Source organism: Arthrobacter sp. fls2-241-R2A-200 (assembly GCF_030209745.1).
Lineage (GTDB): Bacteria > Actinomycetota > Actinomycetes > Actinomycetales > Micrococcaceae > Arthrobacter.
The window spans coordinates 42,540-67,380 of sequence record NZ_JARVRJ010000002.1 but is presented as its reverse complement, the minus strand read 5'-3'; the positions used below and the strand labels follow the sequence as shown (position 1 = coordinate 67,380).

The 24,841-nt window shown below is 61.9% G+C and carries 21 protein-coding genes; 16 read left to right on the top strand and 5 right to left on the bottom strand.

The window, feature by feature from the left end; genetic code table 11:
* The first annotated feature begins 55 nt into the window (after window positions 1-55).
* The 7 genes from QRN42_RS02480 (at window position 56) to holA (ending at window position 10,839) form a co-directional block, all read left to right on the top strand.
* Entirely contained in the window at window positions 56-808 is a 753-nt protein-coding gene (locus QRN42_RS02480; protein WP_284974571.1) for an MIP/aquaporin family protein, read from the top strand.
* 113 nt (window positions 809-921) lie between these two features.
* The gene (glpK, locus tag QRN42_RS02475; RefSeq protein WP_284977939.1) at window positions 922-2,436 is read left to right on the top strand and encodes a glycerol kinase GlpK; all 1,515 of its coding nucleotides are present in this window, start codon (window positions 922-924) and stop codon (window positions 2,434-2,436) included.
* A 286-nt stretch (window positions 2,437-2,722) separates the two neighbouring features.
* The gene (leuS, locus tag QRN42_RS02470; protein WP_284977938.1) at window positions 2,723-5,251 is read left to right on the top strand and encodes a leucine--tRNA ligase; all 2,529 of its coding nucleotides are present in this window, start codon (window positions 2,723-2,725) and stop codon (window positions 5,249-5,251) included.
* Between the two features lie 56 nt (window positions 5,252-5,307).
* On the top strand, window positions 5,308-6,291 hold the full coding sequence (locus QRN42_RS02465) for a DegV family protein (RefSeq protein ID WP_284977937.1): 984 nt from the start codon (window positions 5,308-5,310) through the stop codon (window positions 6,289-6,291).
* Between the two features lie 70 nt (window positions 6,292-6,361).
* A complete protein-coding gene (locus QRN42_RS02460; RefSeq protein WP_284977935.1) occupies window positions 6,362-7,282 on the top strand; it encodes a ComEA family DNA-binding protein in 921 nt (306 codons plus the stop codon).
* Complete coding sequence (locus tag QRN42_RS02455) at window positions 7,275-9,041, top strand: ComEC/Rec2 family competence protein (RefSeq protein WP_284977933.1); 1,767 nt, start codon at window positions 7,275-7,277, stop codon at window positions 9,039-9,041. The genes QRN42_RS02460 and QRN42_RS02455 overlap by 8 nt, the downstream gene beginning before the upstream one ends.
* Before the next feature lie 781 nt (window positions 9,042-9,822).
* Window positions 9,823-10,839, top strand: a complete 1,017-nt coding sequence (gene holA / locus QRN42_RS02450) for a DNA polymerase III subunit delta (protein ID WP_284977931.1) — start codon at window positions 9,823-9,825, stop codon at window positions 10,837-10,839.
* Between the two features lie 116 nt (window positions 10,840-10,955).
* On the opposite strand, the gene rpsT is transcribed toward holA, so the two are convergent.
* Both rpsT and QRN42_RS02440 read right to left on the bottom strand, forming a co-directional pair.
* Window positions 10,956-11,216 (bottom strand): 30S ribosomal protein S20, encoded by a 261-nt coding sequence (rpsT, locus tag QRN42_RS02445; protein WP_284974578.1) that lies wholly within the window; start codon window positions 11,214-11,216, stop codon window positions 10,956-10,958.
* Window positions 11,217-11,382: 166 nt separating this feature from the next.
* Entirely contained in the window at window positions 11,383-11,931 is a 549-nt protein-coding gene (locus tag QRN42_RS02440) for a type II toxin-antitoxin system PemK/MazF family toxin (RefSeq protein WP_284977930.1), read from the bottom strand.
* Window positions 11,932-12,102: 171 nt separating this feature from the next.
* Here QRN42_RS02440 and lepA point away from each other — a divergent pair, with 171 nt between their 5' ends.
* The gene (lepA, locus tag QRN42_RS02435) at window positions 12,103-13,956 is read left to right on the top strand and encodes a translation elongation factor 4 (protein ID WP_284974580.1); all 1,854 of its coding nucleotides are present in this window, start codon (window positions 12,103-12,105) and stop codon (window positions 13,954-13,956) included.
* A complete protein-coding gene (gene hemW, locus QRN42_RS02430; RefSeq protein WP_284977928.1) occupies window positions 13,957-15,186 on the top strand; it encodes a radical SAM family heme chaperone HemW in 1,230 nt (409 codons plus the stop codon).
* Between the two features lie 16 nt (window positions 15,187-15,202).
* Here the strand turns inward: hemW and QRN42_RS02425 are convergent, their stop codons facing one another.
* Complete coding sequence (locus QRN42_RS02425; RefSeq protein ID WP_284974582.1) at window positions 15,203-15,616, bottom strand: DUF4870 domain-containing protein; 414 nt, start codon at window positions 15,614-15,616, stop codon at window positions 15,203-15,205.
* Window positions 15,617-15,700: 84 nt separating this feature from the next.
* The gene (locus QRN42_RS02420; RefSeq protein ID WP_284977926.1) at window positions 15,701-16,549 is read right to left on the bottom strand and encodes a DUF3097 domain-containing protein; all 849 of its coding nucleotides are present in this window, start codon (window positions 16,547-16,549) and stop codon (window positions 15,701-15,703) included.
* Window positions 16,550-16,714: 165 nt separating this feature from the next.
* Here QRN42_RS02420 and hrcA point away from each other — a divergent pair, with 165 nt between their 5' ends.
* The 3 genes from hrcA to QRN42_RS02405 are packed head-to-tail and all read left to right on the top strand — an operon-like array spanning window position 16,715 to window position 19,683.
* Window positions 16,715-17,722, top strand: coding sequence for a heat-inducible transcriptional repressor HrcA (gene hrcA / locus QRN42_RS02415; protein WP_284977924.1), 1,008 nt, complete (start codon window positions 16,715-16,717; stop codon window positions 17,720-17,722).
* A 54-nt stretch (window positions 17,723-17,776) separates the two neighbouring features.
* On the top strand, window positions 17,777-18,907 hold the full coding sequence (dnaJ, locus tag QRN42_RS02410) for a molecular chaperone DnaJ (protein WP_284977922.1): 1,131 nt from the start codon (window positions 17,777-17,779) through the stop codon (window positions 18,905-18,907).
* A 2-nt stretch (window positions 18,908-18,909) separates the two neighbouring features.
* Window positions 18,910-19,683 (top strand): 16S rRNA (uracil(1498)-N(3))-methyltransferase, encoded by a 774-nt coding sequence (locus QRN42_RS02405; RefSeq protein ID WP_284977921.1) that lies wholly within the window; start codon window positions 18,910-18,912, stop codon window positions 19,681-19,683.
* A 14-nt stretch (window positions 19,684-19,697) separates the two neighbouring features.
* On the opposite strand, the gene QRN42_RS02400 is transcribed toward QRN42_RS02405, so the two are convergent.
* Window positions 19,698-20,570, bottom strand: a complete 873-nt coding sequence (locus QRN42_RS02400; RefSeq protein ID WP_284978044.1) for a GerMN domain-containing protein — start codon at window positions 20,568-20,570, stop codon at window positions 19,698-19,700.
* A gap of 389 nt (window positions 20,571-20,959) precedes the next feature.
* Here QRN42_RS02400 and QRN42_RS02395 point away from each other — a divergent pair, with 389 nt between their 5' ends.
* The 4 genes from QRN42_RS02395 to era are packed head-to-tail and all read left to right on the top strand — an operon-like array spanning window position 20,960 to window position 24,795.
* Window positions 20,960-22,045: a PhoH family protein gene (locus QRN42_RS02395; protein ID WP_284977919.1), complete on the top strand. Its 1,086-nt coding sequence runs from the start codon at window positions 20,960-20,962 to the stop codon at window positions 22,043-22,045.
* The gene (gene ybeY / locus QRN42_RS02390; RefSeq protein ID WP_284977917.1) at window positions 22,042-22,515 is read left to right on the top strand and encodes an rRNA maturation RNase YbeY; all 474 of its coding nucleotides are present in this window, start codon (window positions 22,042-22,044) and stop codon (window positions 22,513-22,515) included. Before QRN42_RS02395 ends, ybeY begins: the two co-directional genes overlap by 4 nt.
* Window positions 22,512-23,849, top strand: a complete 1,338-nt coding sequence (locus QRN42_RS02385) for a hemolysin family protein (protein ID WP_284977915.1) — start codon at window positions 22,512-22,514, stop codon at window positions 23,847-23,849. Before ybeY ends, QRN42_RS02385 begins: the two co-directional genes overlap by 4 nt.
* A complete protein-coding gene (gene era, locus QRN42_RS02380; RefSeq protein WP_502869474.1) occupies window positions 23,809-24,795 on the top strand; it encodes a GTPase Era in 987 nt (328 codons plus the stop codon). Before QRN42_RS02385 ends, era begins: the two co-directional genes overlap by 41 nt.
* Window positions 24,796-24,841: the final 46 nt, after the last annotated feature.

The window sequence follows — 24,841 nt, the reverse complement described above, 5'->3', positions numbered from 1 at the left end:
AACAGCCTTCCTCAACCCGCGAGGAAGCTGACAACAGAAAAATGAGGAGTCAAAGATGTCTCTTGGAATTGTTTTCCTTTCCGAAGTATTCGGAACCATGATGCTGACCCTGTTGGGTTGCGGCGTCGTGGCCAACGTTGCGCTCAGAGGCACCAAGGGCAACAACGCTGGATTCTTGATGGTGACGTGGGGATGGGGAATTGCGGTTTTCGCGGGCGTTTTCGTGGCCGCAAAGTCCGGCGCACACCTGAATCCGGCCGTCACCTTGGGCCTGTTGGTCAAGGGCAGCAAAAACTACGCACCCGATGTCGCCGTTAGCTTCGGCTCGACGTTGACGTACTTTGGCGGAGAACTCCTTGGCGCTTTCCTGGGCGCCGTGGTTTGCTGGTTGGCCTACAAGCAGCACTTCGATGAGGAACCGATTGCGGCCAACAAGCTCGGTACCTTCTCTACGGGACCGGCGATCCGCTCCACCCCGTGGAACCTTGTCACCGAAATCATTGGCACGTTCGTCTTGGTATTCGTGATCCTGACCTTCGGTGGCACACCTTCGGGCCTTGGCCCCCTCGCTGTGGCCTTGCTCGTCGTAGGCATCGGCGTTTCCCTCGGTGGTCCCACCGGCTATGCCATCAACCCCGCCCGTGACCTCGGTCCCCGCATTGCGCACGCCCTCCTTCCCATCAAGGGCAAGGGGTCAAGCGATTGGGCGTATGCATGGATCCCGGTTGTTGGCCCACTGGTGGGCGGCGCACTTGCCGGCCTCGTGGCCATCTGGGTACCGGCAATCATGCCGGCCGTCGCCGGCTAAGCGGACACTGTCCGCACTGGCACCACAATCAAGCTGTATCCGACTAACAGCGATTAACACCAGCAAGCCACTCATCCATTAAGCGGTTAAGCCATTAAGACAAGGACGTCACCATGAATCAGTACATCATCGCCATCGACCAGGGCACCACCAGCTCCCGGGCCATCGTTTTCGACCACGCAGGCACCATCGTGTCCACCGGCCAGATGGAACACGAGCAGATCTTCCCGCAGGCCGGCTGGGTGGAACACAACCCGGCGGAAATCTGGAACAACACCCGTGAGGTCATCGGGTCCGCCCTGTCCAAGGCAAACCTGACGCGGCACGATATTGCCGCCGTCGGAATCACCAACCAGCGGGAGACCGCCGTCGTTTGGGACAAGAACACCGGGGAGCCGGTCTACAACGCCATCGTCTGGCAAGACACCCGCACCCAGCCGATCGTGGATCAACTGGCCCAAGACGGCGGCCTCGAGCGGTTCAAACAGAAGGTCGGCCTGCCGTTGGCCACCTACTTCTCCGGTACCAAGATCAAGTGGATCCTGGACAACGTCGACGGCGCACGCGAAAAAGCCGAGGCCGGCGACCTCCTGTTCGGCAACACCGATGCTTGGGTTCTCTGGAACCTGACGGGCGGCGTTGACGGGGGCGTGCACGTCACCGATGTCACCAACGCATCGCGGACATTGTTCATGGACCTCGAAACACTCCAGTGGGACCAGGAGATCCTCGACGTCTTCGGCGTCCCGGCCTCCATGATGCCCACCATCAAGTCCTCCTCCGAGGTCTACGGGCACGTCCACACGTCGCAGCTGCTTCGTGAAACTCCGGTGGCTGGAATCCTCGGTGACCAACAAGCTGCAACCTTCGGCCAGGCAGCTTTTCAGCCGGGTGAAGCAAAGAACACCTATGGCACCGGATGCTTCCTTATCTTCAACACGGGCGAGGAAATCGTTCACTCCAAGAACGGCCTGCTCACCACGCTCGGGTACAAGCTGGGCGACGCGAAGCCGCACTACGCGCTGGAGGGTTCCATCGCGGTCACCGGGTCACTCATCCAGTGGCTACGCGACAACCTCGGCATGATCAGCTCCGCCCCGCAGGTTGAGGAGTTGGCCGCCGCCGTCGAGGACAACGGTGGCGTCTACATCGTCCCCGCCTTCTCCGGGCTGTTTGCCCCTTACTGGCGTGCGGACGCCCGTGGCGCGATCGTTGGACTCACGCGCTTTGCCAACAAGGGACACATCGCCCGCGCTGCCCTGGAAGCCACCGCTTTCCAGACCCGTGAGGTCCTCGACGCGGTCAACGCTGACTCGGGTGTACCGCTCACCGAGTTGAAGGTCGACGGCGGAATGGTCGCCAATGAGGCCCTCATGCAGTTCCAAGCAGACATCCTCGGAGTGCCCGTGGTCCGTCCGAAGGTCGTTGAAACAACGGCCCTTGGCGCGGCCTACGCAGCCGGTCTCGCCGTCGGATTCTGGAAGGACCTCGGCGAGCTCAGTGCCAACTGGAACGAGGACAAGCGGTGGGAGCCGCAGTTGCCGGCCGAGGAGCAGGAACGTCAAATGCGTTTGTGGAAGAAGGCCGTCACCAAGTCGATGGACTGGGTCGACGAAGACGTGAAGTAGTCACCCACCAGAGGTTCCGGGGACTCCCGCCCGCCGCTTTGCGGTGCCCACCACACCATGGCGGGGAGTCCCCGGAACCGCTCTCGGCGTACGGACGTCGTGCGCCCGGCCCAGGCGCTTGGTGCGGTAAGGTATTCGTATGCGTGCGATCCTTCTGCTTAGCTAGCCGCCCGGCACACCATAGCCGTGCGGCAGCCCCTCCATTGTTGAGGGGCTTTTGTGTGTCCGGGGCTTTCCGGGCAGCAGCAGGAGCCAACCCGCCATCGAAGAACAGAAGAGGGCAGCAGTGAGCGTTCAGCCGGAGACAGAGACCGGAACAGCAGTGGTACCCGCGGCCGAGGCGCCTGAAGAAGGCGTCTACAGCTTCGCTGCCATGGAGGCCAAATGGCCGCAGGTATGGGAAGACCTCGGCGTCTTTACTCCGCTTGACGACGGTTCCCGGGAACGCCGCTATGTGCTGGACATGTTCCCCTACCCGTCCGGCGACCTCCACATGGGCCACGCCGAAGCGTTTGCCATGGGCGACGTCGTTGCCCGGTACCTGCGTCAAAAGGGCTTCGATGTCCTCCACCCGATCGGCTGGGATTCGTTCGGTCTTCCGGCTGAAAACGCAGCGATCAAGCGCAACGCCCACCCCAGTGAGTGGACCTATGCCAACATCGACACCCAAGCGGCGTCCTTCAAGCGATACGCCATCTCGGCTGACTGGTCGCGCCGCCTCCACACCTCCGACCCTGAGTACTATCGCTGGACCCAGTGGTTGTTCAAGCGGTTCTATGAGCGCGGCTTGGCGTATCGCAAAGACTCGCCCGTGAACTGGTGCCCCAAGGACCTCACTGTCCTGGCCAATGAGCAGGTGGTCAATGGTGCTTGCGAGCGTTGCGGTACCCAGGTCACCAAGAAGTCGCTCAACCAGTGGTACTTCAAGATCACCGATTATGCGGATCGCCTGCTGGAGGACATGGACCAGCTCAAAGGCCACTGGCCCGAGCGCGTCCTGGCCATGCAGCGGAACTGGATTGGCCGGTCCGAGGGCGCTCACGTACGGTTCGTCATCGAAGCTACAGAAGACCGGGCCGAACGTGAGGTTCCCGTTTTCACCACGCGCCCGGACACGCTCTACGGTGCGACATTCTTCGTCGTAGCCGCGGACGCGCACTTGGCGCTGGACCTGGTCACGCCGGAGCAACACGACGAGCTCATGGCATACCGTGAGAAGGTCAAGGCGCTGTCCGAGATCGAGCGGCAATCCACCGAGCGTGAAAAGACCGGTGTGTTCACGGGCCGCTACGCCATCAACCCCCTCAACGGTGAGAAACTCCCGGTCTGGGCCGCCGACTACGTCCTGGCCGACTACGGCACCGGGGCAATCATGGCTGTGCCCGCCCACGATCAGCGCGACCTCGACTTCGCCAAGGCCTTCGACCTGCCGGTGCGTGCAGTCGTGGATACCGGGGAAGAAGACCCGGCGGAGACCGGGGTAGCTACCGCGGGCGAAGGCACCTTGAAGAACTCCGGGGAGTTGGACGGCCTGTCCAAGTCGGAGGGCATCCCGGCCGCCATCGCGATCCTCGAAAAGCTCGGAACGGGCGAGAAATTCGTCAACTTCCGGTTGCGTGACTGGCTGCTGAGCCGCCAGCGCTTCTGGGGAACCCCCATTCCCATCATTCATTGCGGCGAGTGCGGTGAGGTGCCGGTTCCCGATGACCAGCTGCCCGTCCGGCTCCCCGAAAACCTGCGCGGCGAGGCACTGGCACCAAAGGGCACATCCCCACTTGCTGCGGCTGTCGAATGGGTCAATGTCGAGTGCCCCAACTGTGGCCGGGCCGCGCAGCGCGATACCGATACCATGGACACTTTCGTGGACTCGTCCTGGTATTTCCTGCGCTTCGTTTCACCGGACTACACAGAGGGTCCGTTCGATCCCGAAAAGATCAACAATTGGATGCCCGTGGGGCAGTACGTTGGCGGCGTCGAGCACGCCATCTTGCACTTGCTGTATGCGCGCTTCTTCACCAAGGTCATCAAGGACATCGGCTTGATCGAGGCCAACGAACCGTTCACGGCGCTGCTGAACCAGGGCCAAGTGTTGAACGGCGGCAAGGCAATGAGCAAGTCGCTCGGCAATGGCGTGGATCTGGGCGAGCAGCTGGACAAGTTCGGTGTCGATGCTGTCCGCTTGACCATGGTGTTCGCGTCTCCGCCCGAGGACGACGTCGACTGGGCTGACGTGTCGCCGTCGGGTTCAGCGAAGTTCCTTGCCCGGGCTTGGCGCTTGGGCCAAGATGTCAGCAGCGAGCCTGGCGTCGATCCCGCCACTGGCGACCGCGCGCTCCGGACTGTTACCCACAAGACCATAGCTGACGCCGCGGAACTGCTGGACAACAACAAGTTCAACGTTGTGGTTGCGCGCCTGATGGAGTTGGTTAACGCCACCCGGAAGGCCATCGACGGCGCAGCCGGTGCTGCGGACCCTGCCGTTCGTGAAGCCGCGGAAGCCGTCGCCGTCATCCTTAGCCTCTTTGCTCCGTACACCGCAGAGGATTTGTGGAACGCCCTTGGCCATGAGGCATCGGTGGCAAATGCGGGGTGGCCGGAACACGACGAGTCGCTCTTGGTCCAGGAAACAGTGACAGCTGTTGTCCAAGTACAAGGCAAGGTCCGCGACCGTCTGGAGGTTTCGCCGGAGATCACCGAGGACGCCCTCCGGGAACTCGCGCTGGCATCCGAGAATGTCCAACGTGCCCTGGACGGCCGCGGTATCCGCACCGTGATCGTGCGGGCGCCTAAACTGGTGAACATCGTCCCCGCCTAGCGGAGATTCGGCCGCCGGCGCTATGCCGGCGGCCGGCCATCATCGTTGGAGGTTGCGTGCCCGAGCGAGAACCGCCCGCCTGGATATGGCTCAAGGAACGGGTGTCACGGCTTCGCCAGCCATCCGCAACGGTTCCTGTAGTTGCGGACCCGTTGTCCGCCGTCGTTACCACTGCGGTGGTCACTGACTCAGCGGCAGCCCTGCCGGCGGACTGGGTGTCGGCGTTTAGCTCGGACGGCCGCCTCACCGTCGTTCCCATGCCGGTCATGGTGGGGGAGGAAATTTACGGTGAAGGCGAAGACGACATCACCGAGACACTCTCTGTTGCGTTGGCCGCCGGCGCGTCAGTCAAGACGTCCCGGCCTTCTCCCGGCCAGTTCGAACAGGCCTACCTGGCCGCGCAGCGTCGTGGATTCAAGGCTGTTGTCTCCATACATCTCTCATCGGAGCTCTCCGGAACCGTCGACGCCGCCCGCCTCGCTGCTGCACGCGTGCAGATTCCCGTTGACGTTGTAGATTCCCGCACCGTCGGGATGGCGCAGGGCATGGGGGTCCAGAGCGCGGTGGTGGCGGCAGCGGACGGGCAGGGTATGGCCGAGGTTCGCGGCTTTGCGGAGCGGCGAATGGAACGCACCAAGGTCTATTTTTACGTTCCGAGCCTTGAGCAGTTGCGGCGCGGCGGCCGCATCGGAGCAGCTGCATCATGGTTGGGCACCGTTCTGGCCATCAAACCCATTCTCGCGGTCGACGGCGGCAAGATCGTCCCGCTCGAAAAGGTGCGTTCGGCGGTGCGTGCGGTTGCGCGCCTTGAGGAAATTGTGGCTCAGGAAGTCTCCACCCGGCCGCCGGGGCAACAAAGGGTGGCGGTGCATCACTTCGGAAACCTTGCTGAAGCGCAGGGGCTTGCTGCTCGGCTCGCGGAGGCGTGTCCGCAATGTCCGGCTCCCCAGATCAGTGCGTTACCGGCCGTTTTGGCAGCGCACGCAGGTTTGGGTGTCCTGGCGGTTATTGTGGGCGAAAGCAGTACACCCACGAGCTGACTGCCTCTGTTTATCCACATAGCCCATGTTCTCGGGGCATGGCCGGAATGCCAGCCCATAGTCTCGATTCATGCCACGCCGCCACGGGAACGAATCCTCGCCAGATTCCGCTGTCGCTGCGCGGCGGCGGTTCGCGGCCCGGTTGTCTGCTGATCCGACGTCGGAGCCGTTGTTGGAGCTGATGGCTGCGGAGGATGGTGCCGGAGAGCACGGAGCTGCAGAGCACGGAACTGTAGGGCCGACGGGTGGGGATGCTGGGGCGGGGTACTTGGATGGGGACGTGCCGGCGACCAGATTCCGGTGGCGGACTCGATGGCGGGCAGCGGCGCTGGTGGCTGTCATCGCGGCACTCATTGTCGGTTGGAATTTTTGGCAGTCAGCCGTTGGTTCCTCAACTTCGGAGCCGCTAGGCAGTGCTGGCCCGGTGGACGAACAGCCAGGTACAGCAGGAGCTAGTCAATCACCGGGGACGCCCCGACCCTCTGCATCGCCATCGGGAGCCGAGGGTAACGGTAGCGTCGTCGTCGTTCATGTCGCCGGGGCCGTCCACAAGCCGGGTGTCGTCTCCTTGCCCCAGGGCAGCAGGGTCTTCCAGGCTATCGAAGCCGCGGGCGGCGCCGCTGCTGACGCGGCGCCGGACGGGCTGAACCTTGCAGAGGTCCTCAGCGATGGCGTGAGGGTGTATGTGCCGACCGTGGGCGAGCCAGCGGGCACCTCAGTAATTCCCTCGAGTAGCCAAGCCGGAGCCGGTGGTGCCGTCGGCACCACCGCTTCGGGAACAAGCGCAGGGGCGAAGATCAACATCAATACGGCCTCTGCCGAAGAGCTCGGAACCTTGCCCCGGGTAGGTCCGGTCATGGCCCAGCGCATTGTCGACTGGCGGAAAGAGCATGGTTCCTTCGCCTCCGTGGATGAACTCGACGCTATCGACGGAATAGGTCCCAAGCTCATGGAATCACTGCAGAAACTTGTGACGGTGAACGGTGGGTGAACCGGCTGCCGGGGGAGCGCCGCGAGGCCGTCGCTTGGACCTGAGGGCAGTGCCCTCCATGATGATTGCGTGGATTGCCGCTCTCGCCTGCGGTGCCCTGGAGACTTCGTGGTGCCTTGTTGTGGCTGGCACGTTGGCTGCCGGCGGAGGACTGCTGCTGGCACTGGGATACCGCCAGCGCAGGACGGCCCCGCGCGCCCGGACCGTGACCGTGACGTTTGCCGTGGCGGGTGTTCTCGGTGCTGCCGTCGCAGTTCATTGCGCCGTGGCGGTAAGTAAGCGCGAAGTCGGTCCGCTCGCTCACGTAATCCAAGCAGGCGGGGGAGTGGTCATGGATCTCCTGGTCACCGACAATCCTCGTGAGGCCCCGTCATTCGGTCATGAGGCTCTTAGTCAGGCCGAGTCTGGCAATGCGGGGGAAGGACGGTGGATGGTATCGGCAGCACTGGTCGACGTGACCTCCAGCGGCACGGTGGTTCGCGGCTCAGCGGACATAGCCGTCCTGGGAGGAGAGGCTTGGCGGAACGTCCATCCGGGAGACCGGGTCCGCACTACGGGTGTGCTCAAAGACGTCAGAGAAGGACAATCACAGACCGCGGTCCTTTCGGCCTCGTCCGCACCTCAGATCACAGGTGCGAGCTTTGACATCCGTGGGCCCGCCGGTCTGCTGCGCGAATCCTTCCTGAATGCTGCCCGCTGGTTGCCCGGGGATGCTGCCGGGCTGTTGCCCGGAATGGTGATAGGAGACACCAGCGGCTTGACGGAGTCACTCAAGACGGACATGAAGACCACGGGCATGACGCACCTGACGGCGGTTAGTGGCGCTAACTGCAGCCTGGTCCTCGGCGGATTTGTCTTGATGGCCCGGTGTTTGCGGTTGTCCAGACCGGTGGCGGCCATTCTGGCCTCGTGTGGTTTGGTGGCTTTCGTGGTCATGGTGGGGCCTGATCCGAGCGTCATGCGTGCCGCCCTCATGGGAGGAGTGGGACTGGCTTCCTTGGTTGGAGGATGGCGCGGGAGGTCCCTGACGTTCCTCTGCCTGTCCGCAACAATGCTTTTGCTCATGGATCCGCCCATGGCATCCAATGTCGGCTTCCTGTTATCGGTCCTTGCCACGCTCGGCATCGTGTTGTTGGCCGTTCGCATTGCGGCGTGGATTCCACCCCGGATACCACGCTGGTTGGCCGTCGGAATCGCGGTTCCTTTGTCCGCGCAGTTGTTGTGCACTCCCGTTATCGTGGCACTCCAGCCACAGTTCACGCCCTACGCACTGCTTGCCAACATCATCGCTGGTCCTCTTGTGGCTCCCGTAACAGTCCTGGGGACCATTGCCGTCCCTGTCTCCGCAGTCGTCCCCGGGTTGGCGTGGCCGCTCATTGCCGGGGCAGGAACGTGCGCGGCACTCGTGGCAGCTACAGCGCGGTTCATTGCCGGATTGCCGGGAGCTGCCTTGCCTTGGGCTGAGGGCTTTACCGGGGTTGCCGCCATGGCTGTCTTTTCCGGGCTCACCCTTGCCGTCGTGTGGGTGCTGCTTCACCCAAGGACGGTGATGGTGCATGCCGGGGACCTCCATGGTCGCATCACAGCATGGTTGGAACGGCACACCGAGCCACGCAATGTCGGCTCAGGCAGAGCGGCCAGGGGTGGGCTTGCCGCGTCGAAGGTACAAGACGACGAAAAACCCAACAGCCAGGCCGGCGGAGATCGTGCCGCAGAGGACTGTTCCCGCTCCTTGAGCAGGCCAGGCGAGCCACCCTAACGTGAAAAAGTACTCCGCACCGTAGATGAGGCCGAGGAGCAGCACCGTCAGGTTGATGTTCCACGCGTAGTCATAAAAAAGCATCAGGAAGCGGGTCCAGGCCGTTTGGCGTAGTGGAACCATCGACAATGCCGCGCTGCCTGCCGCAGGGCCGATCGAAGCGCCCGGTGCAGACTGGGAGGTGAAGGACAACCGCTCTGACCGATATGCCGGACGCAGTGAACGAACGAAATAGGTGAGCGACAGGAAGCAGAGAGCTAGGGTTCCGAACACCAGTGCCAACGTGGCATATCCCAGAATCGCAGCTACCAACGGCACCGCGATGAGCGCGCCTATCGTCTCGCCCACTGAGGAGAGGGTGTTCTTGATCATGGGCCCGGTGCCGAGCGGCAGAGCCCCCTCGGAATCAGAGACCACCAGAACGGGGATCAGCAGAACCGTAACGTAAAACGACACTGCCGCCAGCGCTGCGTACACCATTGCCATCCCGAGGTATCCGAAAGGGCGTAGGGCGAGCTGTACGTTGGAAGGTGCTGAGGATCGGACGCGCGCCTTGCGCCGGAGCCGCACTTGTTCAGTCCTTCGATCTGCTTCCTTCTTCGCTGCCCTGTCAGGGCGGCGGAAGCTCTCCGTTTTTTGATCCATTTAATGCTCTCCCCGGTTACACCAACGCTGGTCAGTCTAGCCACAAAATCCATTCGACAGCGTAATTCCCGCAGACCGTCGCGGCGCTGGCATGACAGACTTAGGGGAGGCAATAAATCGTCCGGAAGGAATCCCTGTGGCTGCAGGCCAAAATGCGCGGGCAAAGAGTGGCGCGGCGAATATCGTCAGCTGGCGGGACGCGGCACCAGCTCCGGTGGTCCTGGTCTCGGGGCCGGAGGAGTATCTCGGAATCCGGGCTATGGACCACATGCGCACCACCGTTCGAGCGTCCGCACCGGACGTGGAGTTGACCCGGCTGGAAGCGGGGTCCTATGAGGCCGGATCTTTGGCCATGACCGTGGCCCCTTCCCTGTTCGGGGAAGCGAAGCTCATTGAAGTTTCCGGCCTCGAAGCCATGAACGATGCCTTCTCGTCGGATGCGTTGGCATACCTTGCCCACCCCGAGGAAGATGTGGTGCTGGTTCTGCGCCACTCCGGCGGGACGCGTGGCAAGAAGCTCCTTGACGCCGTCAAATCGGCCGGATGGCCGGTCGTCGAATGCCAACCACTGAAGAAGGACGTGGATAAGTCCGCGTTCGTCGTGTCGGAGTTCAGGGCAGGCGGACGGCGAATCGACGGCGAGGCGGTGCAGGCACTGGTGAACGCGGTGGGAGCCAACCTTTCGGAACTGGCAGCGGCATGCAACCAATTGATTGCCGACGCAACCACCACCGTTGATGCCTCGACAGTGGAGCGCTATTACGGAGGACGTGTGGAGGCGACGGCGTTCAAAGTTGCCGATGCTGCCATGGTCGGAAACGGGCCCTTGGCGCTATCTACCCTGAGGCATGCCCTGTCCACTGGCGTGGATCCCGTTCCCCTGGTGGCTGCGTTGGCTGCGAAGCTGCGGACCTTGGCAAAGGTTGCCGGTGCCAACGGCTCGTCTGCATCAATCGCCAAGAACTTGGGCATGCAGCCTTGGCTCGTCGAACAAGCACAACGTGACGTACGTCGTTGGACGCCGGAGGGGCTCATCCGCTCCATCCAGGTGGTGGCCGAAGCCGATGCTCAGGTCAAGGGCCTTTCGCGGGATCCTGTGTTCGCCGTTGAACATGCGGTAACCGTGATCGCGTCGTCGGCCAGTCGGCGCTGACCCCTGGCGCGCCGGCGGATGGGAACGCGCCTGTAGCGACGCCGTGCGGGTTAAACCCAAAGGCCGGCACCCAAGGGGCGCCGGCCTTTTGATCAGCTCAGTCGAACTGGAAAACCTTAGAGTGCGTTGACCTTTTTGGAGATCGCCGACTTGCGGTTTGCAGCGTTGTTCTTGTGAATAACGCCCTTGCTGACAGCCTTGTCCAGCTTGCGGCTGGCAGCAGCAAGTGCAGTTCCAGCGGCATCCTTGTCTGAGGACTCAACGGCCGTGTTGACGGCGCGGATGGCCGTCTTCAGTTCGGACTTGACGGCGTTGTTACGCAGGCGAGCCTTCTCGTTGGTGAGGATGCGCTTCTTCTGGGACTTGATATTAGCCACGTATGAACTCTCTTTTTAATGCGGAAATGGTCTAGAGGGTTATCAGGTTGGCCATCGACTGAGCGGCGTGGGGATACCTATGGCAGCCAACCATGCATGCCCGTCGACCTGCACGGACACACAGCTATAAAGGATAGCAGAAAATCAGCCTTTACCTGATTCGGCTTCAGCTCCACCCGTGCCGTGTGCGCAAGACGGCGGCGACTTGCCGGAATCGGGCCTTTTCCAGGACGGCACCTTCACGACGAACTTTGCCAGGATCCAGCCGGATGATCCGGTCGACTTTGACCTCGCTGGGGCGTCGCTGCGGATCCCACGTACCCGCCCCGATGTCCAGGTAATCCTCCGATGCGGGCCCGCCGTCGTGATCCTTGCTCGTCAGCATGAGCCCCAGCAACCAATCCCCGTCCCTACCGACCAGAAGCACCGGACGGTCCTTACCCCGGGAATAGTCCTCTTCATAAGGGACCCAACTCCAGACGATCTCCCCAGGGTCCGGCCTGCCGTCAGGTCGGGGAGAATAGCTGACTTTGGCAGACCCGCGGAAGTCGCCCGGATATGCGCCGGGAGCGGCGCCCGCGACAGGCCCGACGGCGGTTGGCTGGCGTTGCGCTCGGGGCGGACGTGTCGGGGTGGACCCTTTAGTGGCGCCAGCTCCCAGCGACTTGATGGAACGCAGAATGAAGTGGCCCAGCGGCCGCAGGTCAAAAGCCATGACACAACGCTACAACTCAGTACGGAGCAAAGGCCCGAAGGCGAAGTCGGGGCAATGTACGGCGAACCCCCGGTTCGTGGGAGACTAGAGAATCAGATGCGCGGCGTGTCCCGGCTGGCCTATGCCACGTCGGCCAGTTTGCCGTGCGAGCGTCGACAGTAAGGACCCTGCGTGTCTCCCATGGCCCGCACCGCACCGGTGCCCGCCGCGACAGATCCGGCCATCATCCGGAACTTCTGCATCATTGCCCACATCGACCACGGTAAGTCCACCTTGGCCGACCGCATGCTGCAGTACACCGGCGTCGTTCAACAACGCGACATGAAGGCCCAGTATCTGGACCGTATGGATATCGAGCGTGAGCGCGGCATCACCATCAAGTCCCAGGCGGTACGCATGCCTTGGGAGCTTGACGGCACGTCCTACGCACTGAACATGATCGATACCCCCGGCCACGTGGACTTCACTTATGAGGTTTCGCGATCGCTCGCGGCCTGCGAAGGGGCGGTGTTGCTCGTTGACGCAGCCCAAGGCATCGAGGCGCAAACACTGGCCAACTTGTACCTGGCGATGGAAAACAACCTCACCATCATCCCGGTGCTGAACAAGATCGACCTCCCGGCCGCCCAGCCCGAAAAGTACGCGGCGGAGCTGGCCAACCTTATTGGCGGGGATCCTGAGGATGTTCTCAAGGTTTCAGGCAAGACAGGCGTAGGTGTGGAGGCGCTGCTGGATAAAATTGTCCGTGACCTTCCGGGCCCCGTAGGCGATCCCGACGCTCCGGCCCGTGCCATGATCTTTGATTCTGTTTATGACACGTACCGCGGCGTCATCACCTACGTTCGTGTGGTGGACGGCATGCTGCATCCCCGTGAACGCATCCAGATGATGTCCACAAGGGCTACTCACGAGCTCCTGGAAATCGGTGTCAGCTCCCCTGAGCCCACACCTTCCAAAGGCCTCGGCGTGGGGGAGGTCGGATACCTGATCACCGGCGTTAAGGACGTCCGCCAGTCCAAGGTGGGCGATACTGTCACCAACCTCGCCAAGCCCGCGTCGGAGTCCCTGAGCGGTTACGCAGACGCCAAGCCGATGGTCTTTTCCGGTCTTTACCCCTTGGACGGCACGGACTACCCGGTACTGCGTGACGCGCTGGAAAAACTGATGCTTAATGACGCCGCGCTTGTCTACGAGCCTGAGACGTCCGCTGCGCTGGGTTTCGGATTCCGCGTTGGATTCCTGGGCCTGCTGCACCTCGAGATCACCCGTGATCGACTGGAACGTGAGTACAACCTTGATCTCATCTCCACCGCTCCCAACGTGGAGTATGAGGTAACGCTCGAGGACAAGAAGGTCATCCACGTCACCAACCCCAGCGAGTACCCCACGGGTAAGATCTCCGAAGTTCGTGAGCCGATGGTGTCCGCTACCATCCTTGCGCCCAACGAGTTCGTGGGTTCGATCATGGAACTGTGCCAGAGCCGCCGTGGCCAAATGAAGGGCATGGACTACCTGTCCGAGGACCGCGTGGAGCTCCGATACTGGATCCCGCTGGCGGAAATCGTGTTCGACTTCTTCGATCTCCTGAAGTCAAAGACGCGTGGTTATGCGTCCCTGGACTGGAAGGCCGACGGCGAGCAGGTCGCCGACCTCGTCAAGGTGGACATCCTCCTGCAGGGTGAACAGGTGGATGCGTTTAGCGCCATTACCCACCGGGACAAGGCCTACGCCTACGGTGTGATGATGACGGGCAAGCTCCGCGAGCTCATACCGCGTCAGCAATTCGAGGTGCCCATCCAGGCCGCCATCGGATCGCGCATCATCGCCCGTGAAAGCATCAGGGCCATCCGGAAAGACGTTCTTGCCAAGTGCTACGGCGGCGACATCACCCGTAAGCGCAAACTGCTGGAAAAGCAGAAGGAAGGCAAGAAGCGCATGAAGATGGTGGGCCGCGTGGAAGTGCCGCAGGAGGCCTTCATCGCAGCACTCACCACGGACGAATCCAAGGACAAGGCCAAGAAGTAGATGCCCAGCGTCCTCCCTTTGGGCGACCCGGCACCTGCGGATGGCATGTTGCCCCCGCAGGTGCTGTCCGGCGTCGAGCATCGCAAGTTCGGTCTCTACGTGCACATCCCGTTTTGCGCAGTCCGGTGTGGCTATTGTGATTTCAATACCTACACAGCTACCGAGCTCGGTGGTGGCGCTTCCCAGGACGCGTACGCTGAGACCGCCATCTCCGAGTTGCAGTTCGCCGGCACCGCACTGGACGCTTCGGGCGTTCCCAGCCGTCCCCTGAGCACGGTGTTCTTCGGCGGCGGAACTCCCACGTTGCTCCCGGCCGAAGACCTCGCCCGCATCCTCGGTGCCGCCGTCGAAAAGTGGGGCCTGGAGCCGGGTGCTGAGGTGACCACCGAGGCCAATCCCGATTCAGTGACGCAGGAATCGTTGAAGATACTGGCTGACGCCGGCTTCACGCGCGTCTCCTTTGGCATGCAATCAGCCGTTCCCCACGTCCTGAAAGTGCTGGACCGTACACACACTCCCAGCCGCGTTCCGCTCGTGGTGCAGTGGGCGCGCGAGGCCGGTTTGTCCGTCAGCCTGGACCTCATTTACGGTACGCCGGGGGAGTCCATGGCCGATTGGCAGTTGTCGCTGGAAACGGCACTTTCCTACGCACCGGACCACATCAGCGCCTATGCGCTGATCGTGGAGGACGGCACTAAGCTCGCCGCACAGATCCGTCGCGGCGACGTGCCCGGAATTGACGACGACGATCACGCCGCCAAATACGAACTCGCCGATAAATTGATCTCCGAATCCGGATTGAGCTGGTACGAAGTCAGCAACTGGTCCCGAACGCCGGAGCAGGCATGCCGGCATAACCTCGCCTACTGGCGCGGAGACGACTGGTGGGGCATTGGCCCCGGAGCCCACTCCCACATGGGCGGCGTGCGCTGGTGGAACGTCAAGCACCCCACGGCATACGCCTCACGGCTGGCTTCGGGAAGTTCGCCTGCCGCCGGGCGTGAGACATTGGACTCCGCTACCCGCGAGGTGGAGCGAATCATGCTCGAGGCGCGGTTGGGGACCGGATTGGTCGTTAACGCCCTGGATGCCGTGGGACGCCATGCGATGGCGGGCCTGATCGCGGACGGACTAGTGGACCCGGTGGCCGCTTTCAAAGGCCGCTTGGTGCTCACCTTGAAGGGCAGGCTGTTGGCCGACGCCGTGGTGCGCCGGATTCTTCCCGACTAGTCGACTCGCTGCGGAACTACTTGATCCAGCGCAGGTTCAGCTTGTATCGATGCGGTTGACCGTGGTTTACCCGGATCCCGGCCGATACGGAGAAGCACGTCAGCGCAACCCAAATGGCGGTGGCGATGATGGCAAAAACGTTGCCCACCACAGGCAAGAGGACCAGGATGTTTGCCAGCACAGCGGCGATCGTGGGAGGTAGCGTGAAGTTCAGCGCCTCCCTCGATTCCTGGGCGGTGAACGGCCCGCGATCGCGGAAAATCAGGTAGATCAGCAGGGATGGCAAGCACCCGAGGATCCCTCCGAAGTGCGCCAAAGTGGCCCACTGCCGGTCCTCGCCGGCAGTCAGCGGAAGTGCGTTGGCAGGCGCGCCATGGTACTGGGGCTGGCCTGCGGCTCTGCCTGGTTCGTCAGGAGCGTTCTCTGCCACGGTGTCTTCCCTTTGCTTTACGATGCTGCGGTGTTGCTGTCCCAGAATACTTGGTCCTGTGCCCGTCCCAAGACCAACGCCCTGTCACTGCGCTGTCAGGAAGTCGATCACTTCTTCCACCCTGCCCAATAACGACGCTTCCAGATCAGCGTAGCTGCGAACCGCGCCCAAAAGCCGTTGCCATCCCAAGCCGACGTCCTCGGCAGTTTCGTGCGGCCAACCGAAGGAACGCAAGATCCCGGTCTTCCAATCCAGCCCCCGAGGGACCGCGGGCCACTGCTCAATGCCCAGCACCTTCGGCCTGATGGCCTGCCAAACGTCCACGTACGGGTGGCCCACGATCAGTACATTGCCGGCCGCGCCCGGCACTGTCATCGCTTCCGCGGCAATGCGCGACTCTTTGGAGCCAGGCACAAGGTGGTCCACCAGAATGCCAAGTCGGCGTGTGGGACCGGGAGAGAAAGCGGCAATGGCTGATTTGAGGTCGTCCACCCCGTGCAAGGGTTCCACCACAATGCCTTCGACGCGGAGATCGTCTCCCCAGACCTTCTCGACCAGTTCGGCGTCGTGCTTGCCCTCAACCCAGATCCGGCTGGACATCGCTACCCGGGCGCGCTGGCCTTGAACCTTGACCGAGCCGGAGGCGGTGCGGCCGGTGGATGCCCCTGAAGCGGGACGCGGGGCAGGTGGCAGGAGCCGGATCGCTTGGCCCTCCAGGAGGAAGCCAAATCCAAGCTGAAACGACTTCGTCTTTCCACGCCGGTCCTCCAAGGACACGATGTGCATGCCGCCGGACTTCTCCACCCGTGTCACTTCGCCGACCCATCCGGACTGCACGTCTTCAAGGACCATGCCTCGCTGGACGGGTACCTCGGGAAGTTGGCGTTTGGCGGGGGCCGCCAGGTCCTGTGGGCCCCAATGGTCGAAAGCCAAGGTCTTCTTACCTCTTCGCGCTCGAATCAGACCGGTTTGCTGCCGGCCCCGCGCGCTTGAATCTCCGCGGGCGGTTTCAATGCTAGCAACGCGTTGGCTCATACTAGACTTGTTAGCACTTGGGCATGTTGAGTGCTAACCCATGAGATGTCAGGAGGTGGAGCAATGAGTGAGCCGCGCAAGTTGGAAGTGCTGCGCGCAATCGTTGAGGATTACGTTCATTCAAGGGAGCCTGTAGGATCCAAGGCCCTGGTTGAACGCCACCACCTCGGCGTTTCGAGTGCCACCATACGCAATGACATGGCTGTCCTCGAAGAGGAGGGCCTCATTGCCGCGCCCCACACCAGCGCTGGGCGTATCCCCACGGACAAGGGCTACAGGCTGTTCGTGGACCGCATCTCGCAGGTTAAGCCGCTTTCCGCGGCTGAGCGCCGTGCCATCCATTCGCTGCTTGAGGGCCCCGACGACGTCGATGACATTCTTGAACGTACCGTTCGGCTCCTTTCCCAGCTCACCAATCAGGTCGCCGTCGTTCAATATCCGCACTCAAGGAGAGCGGTCGTACGCCACGTCGAATTCGTGCTGCTGGCGCCCCAGCAGGTGCTGGTGGTCCTGATTGCCGATACCGGAAGCGTCGGGCAGAAGGTCATCGATGTAGGGTTCGACGTCGGCAATGAGGCGCTGATGATGTTGCGGTCCAGGTTCCTCGGCAGTATCTCGGGTACCCAGGTGGATCTCTTGCCCCAAGTCCTTCCGTCCGTCGTGGCGCTTTGCCCCCCTGAACTCCGTGGGGTCGCGCAAACCCTGGCGCATGGCCTTCAGGTGCTCAGCGGCAGCAGCCGTGAAGAACGCATCCTGATGGCCGGCACGGCAAACCTGGCGCGTTCCAACGTGGACTTCCCTTTGAGCATTGGTCCGGTGCTGGAGGCCCTTGAGGAACAAGTTGTCATGCTCCGGTTGTTATCGGATATGGGTGATGACCCCCGGGGAGTAACTGTCAGTATCGGGAGGGAAAATCCCTATGACGGTTTGGCCGAGGCGTCCGTTGTGGCAACTGGCTATGGATCCGGTGCCAAGGTGGGCATTTTGGGACCAACCCGCATGGATTACCCAACAACCATGGCCGCTGTGCGAGCGGTGGCCCGCTACCTTTCCCGCATTCTCGGCGACTAAGACGCCGTCCATCATCGGAATACCTGCAGTAACAACAAGGAAGAGATACAGACTTTGAGCAGCCACTATGACGTTTTGGGAGTCTCGCCGGAAGCCACCGGGGAAGAGATCAAAAAGGCGTACCGCAAGTTGGCGCGGAAGCTCCACCCGGACGTAAATCCCGGGGAGGATGTCGCTGAGCAGTTCAAGGCCGTGACGCATGCTTATGAAGTTCTGTCGGACCCGCAGAAGCGCCGTGTCTACGATGCAACCGGCAACGAGAACGGCACCGACAACGGCTCCGGCGCATATTCCGGCCAAGGGTTTGCCTTCCAAGACATCTTCGACACCTTCTTCGGAGGAGGCGGCGGCCACGGTCACGGTGGTCCTGCTTCCCGTGTCCGGCGCGGCCAAGATGCCCTCATCAGTGTGCGTATCGACCTCAAGGATGCCGTCTTCGGCGTCAACAAGAAGCTTGAGGTGGACACAGCCGTGGTCTGTCCCACCTGTGACGGCAGCTGCTGCCGTCCCGGAACCCAGCCGGAACGCTGTGACATCTGTGGTGGCAGCGGCCAGGTCCAGCGGGCCGTCAGGTCAATCCTGGGCCAGGTCCTGACCACCGCGCCCTGTGGGTCATGCGAGGGATTCGGTACGGTCATCAAGGATCCTTGCAACGAATGCAGCGGGCAAGGCCGGATTCGCAGCCGCCGCTCCCTGACCATCAAAGTTCCGGCAGGCGTTGCCACCGGTACCAGGATTCAGCTGTCCGGACAGGGCGAAGCCGGACCCGCCGGCGGCCCTGCTGGTGACCTCTACGTGGAAATCCGCGTCAACAGCGACTCGGTCTTTGTACGGGAAGGCGATGACCTCCACGCGACGCTCAGCGTCCCGATGACAGCAGCCGCCTTGGGGACTGAGGTGCAGTTGGAAACCTTCGACGGCGAGCAGGACATCGACGTCAAGGCGGGCACGCAGTCCGGGGAAATCATCACCCTCCGGGGCCTCGGGGTAACCCATCTCCGTGGCTACGGTCGTGGCGACCTCAAGGTGCACCTCCATGTGGAGACACCCACCAAACTCGACCCTGCCCAAGAGGAGCTGCTCCAGCAGCTGGCGAAGCTTCGTGGTGAGCAATTCACCGAAGGCAAGCTGGTGGCCAGCGGGGGCATGTTCGCGAAGCTTCGGGACAAACTCGGTAACCTTTAGCGGTGAGTAACCCCGTTTTCTTCGCAGAGCCCGGCAGTCTGGAAACCGTCACACCGGGCGCGAGGTTCGTCCTTGAGGGGCCCGAAGCCCGGCACGCCGTTACGGTCAAGAGAATCGGTATCGGGGAGTCGGTCGATATATCCGACGGCGCCGGGTTCCGGTTGACGGGAACGGTGGCCGACGCGGGAGCCGGGACACTGACCGTCACCGCGTCGGGTGTGGAATTCGAGGATCGGCCGGCCATTCGGCTGGTGCTGGTTCAGGCGTTGGCCAAGGGCGACCGTGACGAGCTTGCCATCGAGACGGCAACGGAACTTGGGATCGACGCCGTCGTGCCCTGGCAAGCGGAACGCTCCATCGTGAGGTGGAAGGGTGATCGCGCGAGGAAGGCGCACGCGAAGTGGGAGTCCGTGGTCACGGCCGCAGCAAAGCAGGCACGCAGGGCGTGGATCCCCGAGGTGCGCCCCATCGTGGAATCTGCCGGGTTGGCCCCGCTGGTTGCAGCAGCCGATCTGGCGATCATCCTGCACGAAGACGCCAAGAATTCGTTGCGGGGAGTTCTTGAGGCCGCTGCAGGACTTGAAATAACAGCATCGGCGCCTGCACGCGAGGTTCTGCTGATCGTCGGCCCCGAGGGGGGAATTTCTCCTCGCGAGGTCACACGCCTCAGCGACGCCGGGGCAGTGACCGCGCTCTTGGGTCATCACGTGTTGAGGTCCTCAACGGCCGGTCCGGCCGCCGTCGTCCTGGCAAGCGACATTCTCGGCCGATGGTAGTTGGGTGACCAGCTCTATCCGACAGTGAAAAGCTTGGTGTCCGTGCTCGTTTCGATCGTCGCGCCGGAGCCGTCCACCTGAGACACGCGGACCTCGTACTTGCCTCTCTTCAGGGTGGCGCTGAAGGTGAACAGTCCATACTGTCCGGCGTCCCCGCTGGCTTTGGTTTGCCCGGTTAGCAGGCTCGTTTTGTCGGCCGTTCCGTTGTCTTGGAGCAGCTGCCAGGTGATCGGCTTGGAACTGTCCGTGCTTCGGCCATTGAACTTGACCAGGCCTGCAGGAAGGGTCGTGTCTTCCTGGGGATCAATAATCCACAGCGGCGCCACGACGGAGGCGTCCCTATCCATCGGGTCTCCGAGTTTCACCTGACCGAATGCCATATAGTCCTTATGCCCGTCCACAAGGATGACCACTTGGATCTGCTGGCCGGAGTTGATGAGCCCGGATGATGAAGCAGCCGCCGTCGCTGTATAAACCAGCTGCTGGACCGCGCGCTGGGCCATTCCGGGATCGAGGTTCGAGTTGAATGCGTCTTTGGACAGATCCACCGTGATGACGTTCTTGCCGGAGATGGATGTTGCCAGGTTCGCCGGGCTCTGCCATGGCGTGAACAGGTCATGGTCCAACGGCTTTTGGGACATCATGATGCGCAGCGCGCTGGTTACCGGGTTCCCGTCTCCCGGGAGGTCCCGAAATTCGCGGTAGAGGTAGACCTCGTCCTTGCTGCGCCCGATCCAATACACCGGGATCTTGGTTGACGCTTGGGTGGTCTCCAACGGCGCGTTGCTTGCCGGAGCATCTTGGACGGACACCGTGGGGGAGCTCGGCACGGACTGGCTGGTTCCGCTGTTGGCGATACAGCCGGTGAGCAGGAAGACAGCAAGCATCGCAGGCACGGCCATGGCGGTTTTCCGCTTCCGTGCGCTGGATACGTGGCTTGCTGGCAGTGTGATGGAGCGTCCTGTCTCAGTGTGGTCCGTGGCATTGGACTGATGCACGGCGGCGTTCTCCGCCGGACCAGTTCTGCCGGTGCTTTGTTACCCCCTATGCCAGCTTTGCATACAGCCGACGGCGGTCCCTTGCGAATACGGTGAAGGGCGCTAACTGAAACGTGATTGATACCAGCCCGATGCGGAGTTGAGACCAACGCCGACATCGAGTCAGGCTGGCGTAGGATTGAAGTGGTTCGAGGACGCTGGTGAAGCCACAGCAAGCGCCGCTGGAATCGATGAATTGCCTAGACAACCAGAGGAGAACAGGCTTAGCAGCCAGCACCATGAGTGAATCTTTGAATGGGAGGCCGAGGACCGGTAACGGTAACCCGGCTCCAACTGAGTTCCCGCACACCTTGCCGGGCACGCGCACGGAAATCGTCACGTTCGACAACTCCGACCAGATGGTTCACTCACTAGGCAGCCATGACGAGGCCTTGCGGTACATCGAGGAACAATTCCCGGACGTCAACTTCCACGCACGCGGTAACGAGTTGTCCATGACTGGTCCTTCGATCGTCATACCTCGGATCATGCGCCTGCTTGAGGAAGTTCGCGGGCTCGTTGCCAAGGGGACCCTGGTTACCCCGGACGTTTTGCAGCAGTTGGTTTCCCTGTTGCGGACCCAGTCCGTCCAGAATCCAGCGGACGTCCTGACGCACAACATCCTTTCCAGCCGGGGCAAGACCATCCGCCCCAAGACGCTGAACCAAAAGAACTACGTTGACGCGATTGATGACAACACGGTGATTTTCGGTATCGGCCCCGCCGGAACGGGCAAGACATATTTGGCAATGGCCAAGGCCGTGCAGGCTCTTCAGCTGAAGGAAGTCAGCCGCATCATCTTGACCAGGCCTGCGGTGGAAGCCGGAGAGCGCCTGGGGTTCCTGCCGGGAACGCTGAGTGACAAGATCGATCCTTACCTTCGGCCGCTGTACGATGCCCTCCACGACATGATGGATCCGGAATCGATTCCCCGGCTGATGGCCGCCGGCACCATAGAGGTCGCCCCGCTGGCGTACATGCGCGGCCGTACCCTCAATGATGCGTTCATCATCCTTGACGAGGCCCAGAACACAACCCCCGAGCAGATGAAGATGTTCCTCACCCGCCTGGGCTTCGGCTCAAAGATGGTGGTTACAGGGGACGTTACCCAGATCGACCTCCCGTTTGGAGCCACATCGGGGCTGCGGATTGTCCGCGAGATCCTTGACGGCATCGATGACGTGAACTTTTCAATCCTCGACGCCGCGGATGTCGTCAGGCACCGCCTGGTGGCGGACATCGTTTCTGCCTATAGCTCATGGGATGACGCCCATCGCACGGAAAATCTTGCTGGGGCCCAGCACAAACGGGGAGACCGCCGATGAGTATTGAAGTCAATAACGAGTCCGGCGTGGACGTCGACGAGGCCCAACTGGTGACACTGTCACGCTTCATCTTTGAGCGGCTCTACATCCACCCGCAGGCGGAGCTGTCCATCCTCCTGGTTGATGAAGCCGCCATGGAGAAGCTCCATGTGGAATTGATGGACGAGCCCGGGCCCACGGATGTCCTTTCCGTACCCATGGATGAGTTGTCGCCGGGCACTCCGGATCGGCCGACCCCGCAGGGAATGCTGGGGGATATTGCGATCTGTCCGCAAGTGGCCGAAGTCCAGGCTCGAAACGCGGGCCATCCCACCCAGGACGAAATGCTGTTGCTGACGACACACGGCATTCTGCACCTGCTTGGTTTCGACCACGCCGAACCGACGGAAAAAGAAGAGATGTTTGGCTTGCAGCGGGAACTGCTGTCTGAATTCCTGGGCAAGGATGCCCCCATGGAGACCATGCAGTGACGTGGGCCATCCTGGTTGGCATGGCGCTGGTTTTTCTCAGCTTCGTTGCTTTGCTGACCGCAGCCGAGGCTGCCTTTAACTTCCTACCCAGGCACGAGGCCGAGCAGTCGCTTCACCGCGGGAAGGGGAGGGGCCTTGCGCTGGGAAGTATCCTGAAAAATCCGATTGCCCACATGCGTGCCCTCCGTTTTTGGCGGGTTTGGTTTGAAATGGCTGCCGCCGTCGCTGTTGCCTTGGTGTTGCTTGGTTTGCTGGACAACATCTGGCTTGCGGGATTAGTGGCCACCGTCGTCATGGCGGTTATCGGCTTCATGCTGGTGGGCGTCTCGCCCCGGCAGCTGGGACGGGCGCATTCCGGACCGGTGGTCAGGTTCACGGCGCCCTTGATCAGGTTCCTCTGCTGGATACTTGGACCCATCCCTGGATGGCTGGTTGCCCTGGGACAAGCGGTAGCCCCCGGAGCCCCCGGTGGGGACGACGCGTTTGTCAGCGAAGAAGAATTCCGTGAATTCGTCGATCGTGCCGCGGAATCGGACATGATCGAGGACAACGAAGCCGAACTCATCCATTCGGTCTTCGACTTCGGCGACACTTTAGTCCGTTCGGTAATGGTTCCCCGCACCGACATCGTCAGCATCGGCACAGGCTCAAACCTCGATACGGCGATGGGCCTCTTCCTCCGGTCGGGCTATTCGCGGATCCCGGTGATCGGCGAGAACACGGACCAGATCCGTGGCATTCTCTACCTCAAGGATGTTGCGGCTGCCATGTACCGTGTGGAAGCCGCCGTCGAACCCCGGTACGTCGACTCGCTCGCGCGCGAGGTGCGTTACGTTCCGGAATCCAAGCCTGTCAGTGACCTCCTCAAGGAACTCCAACAGGAATCAACGCATGTGGCCATTGTCATTGACGAGTACGGCGGAACTGCCGGCTTGGTCACCCTCGAAGACCTCATCGAGGAAATCGTGGGTGAAATCGTGGATGAGTACGATTCCGCCGCTGAAGAGTGCGTCGACTTGGGAGATGGCACGTACAGGGTAAGCGCCCGCATGAGTATCGACGACCTCGGCGAGCTGTTCGACCTCGACCTCGACGACGACGAAGTGGACACCGTGGGCGGCCTGCTGGCCAAGGCACTCGGCCAAGTGCCCATCGTAGGCAGCTCGGTCGATGTGAATGGTGTGTCCCTCAGGGCAGATAGGCTGGAGGGTCGCCGGAACAGGGTGAGCCACGTTATTGCGGCAGCCATGCCAAAGGAAGACACTGACTTTGAAGGCCTTCTCGACGAGGCCGATGCAACACAACAGGGAGAACCACGTGAGCAAGCAATATAAGAAATTCGACGCCGATGAGGACTTCGGTGGCTTCCACGCTGGTTTTTCCGTGCTCGTTGGCCGTCCAAACGCGGGGAAATCGACCCTGACCAACGCTTTGGTGGGCCAAAAGGTGGCCATCACCTCAGCAAAGCCGCAGACAACCCGGCATACCATTCGAGGCATTGTTCATCGTGACGATGCTCAGCTGATCCTGGTGGACACCCCGGGCCTTCACAGGCCCAGGACGCTCCTTGGCAAAAGGCTCAATGATTTGGTTGCGGATACCCTCGCAGAGGTCGACGCGATCGGATTCTGTTTGCCGGCCAACGAAAAAATTGGTCCGGGCGACAAATACATTGCGGCCCAGTTGGCTGCCGTCGGCCGTAAGCCAATTGTTGCCCTCGTGACGAAGACCGACTTAGTGGATCGCCAGGCGTTGACGGAACAGTTGCTTGCTGTCGCCGCGCTGGGTCGGGAAGTCCTCGGTGAGCAGGGGTGGGCAGACATCGTCCCCGTCTCAGCTGCCGACGGCTTCCAGGTCAGCACCGTTGCCGACGTCCTGATCAGCCACATGCCGCCGTCGCCTCCTTTGTATCCCGATGGCGAGTTGACCGACGAGCCAGAGGCCGTCATGATCGCCGAACTTATTCGGGAAGCCGCCTTGGAAGGGGTGCGGGACGAGCTTCCCCACTCGTTGGCCGTGGTGGTGGATGAGATCGTTCCCCGCGAGGGTCGGACAGAAGATAACCCCCTCTTGGATGTACGGGTCAATCTTTACGTCGAGCGGCCTTCCCAGAAAGCAATCATCATCGGCAAGGGAGGAAGCCGGCTCCGCGAAGTTGGTACCAATGCCCGTAAAGGTATCGAAACCCTGCTTGGTACCCGCGTTTACCTCGACCTCCATGTCAAGGTAGCCAAAGATTGGCAACGGGATCCCAAGCAATTGGTCAAGTTGGGTTTCTAGGCAGCGGTCTCGCCACATTGTTGGCCCGGCGTGGCTTTGCGTGGAT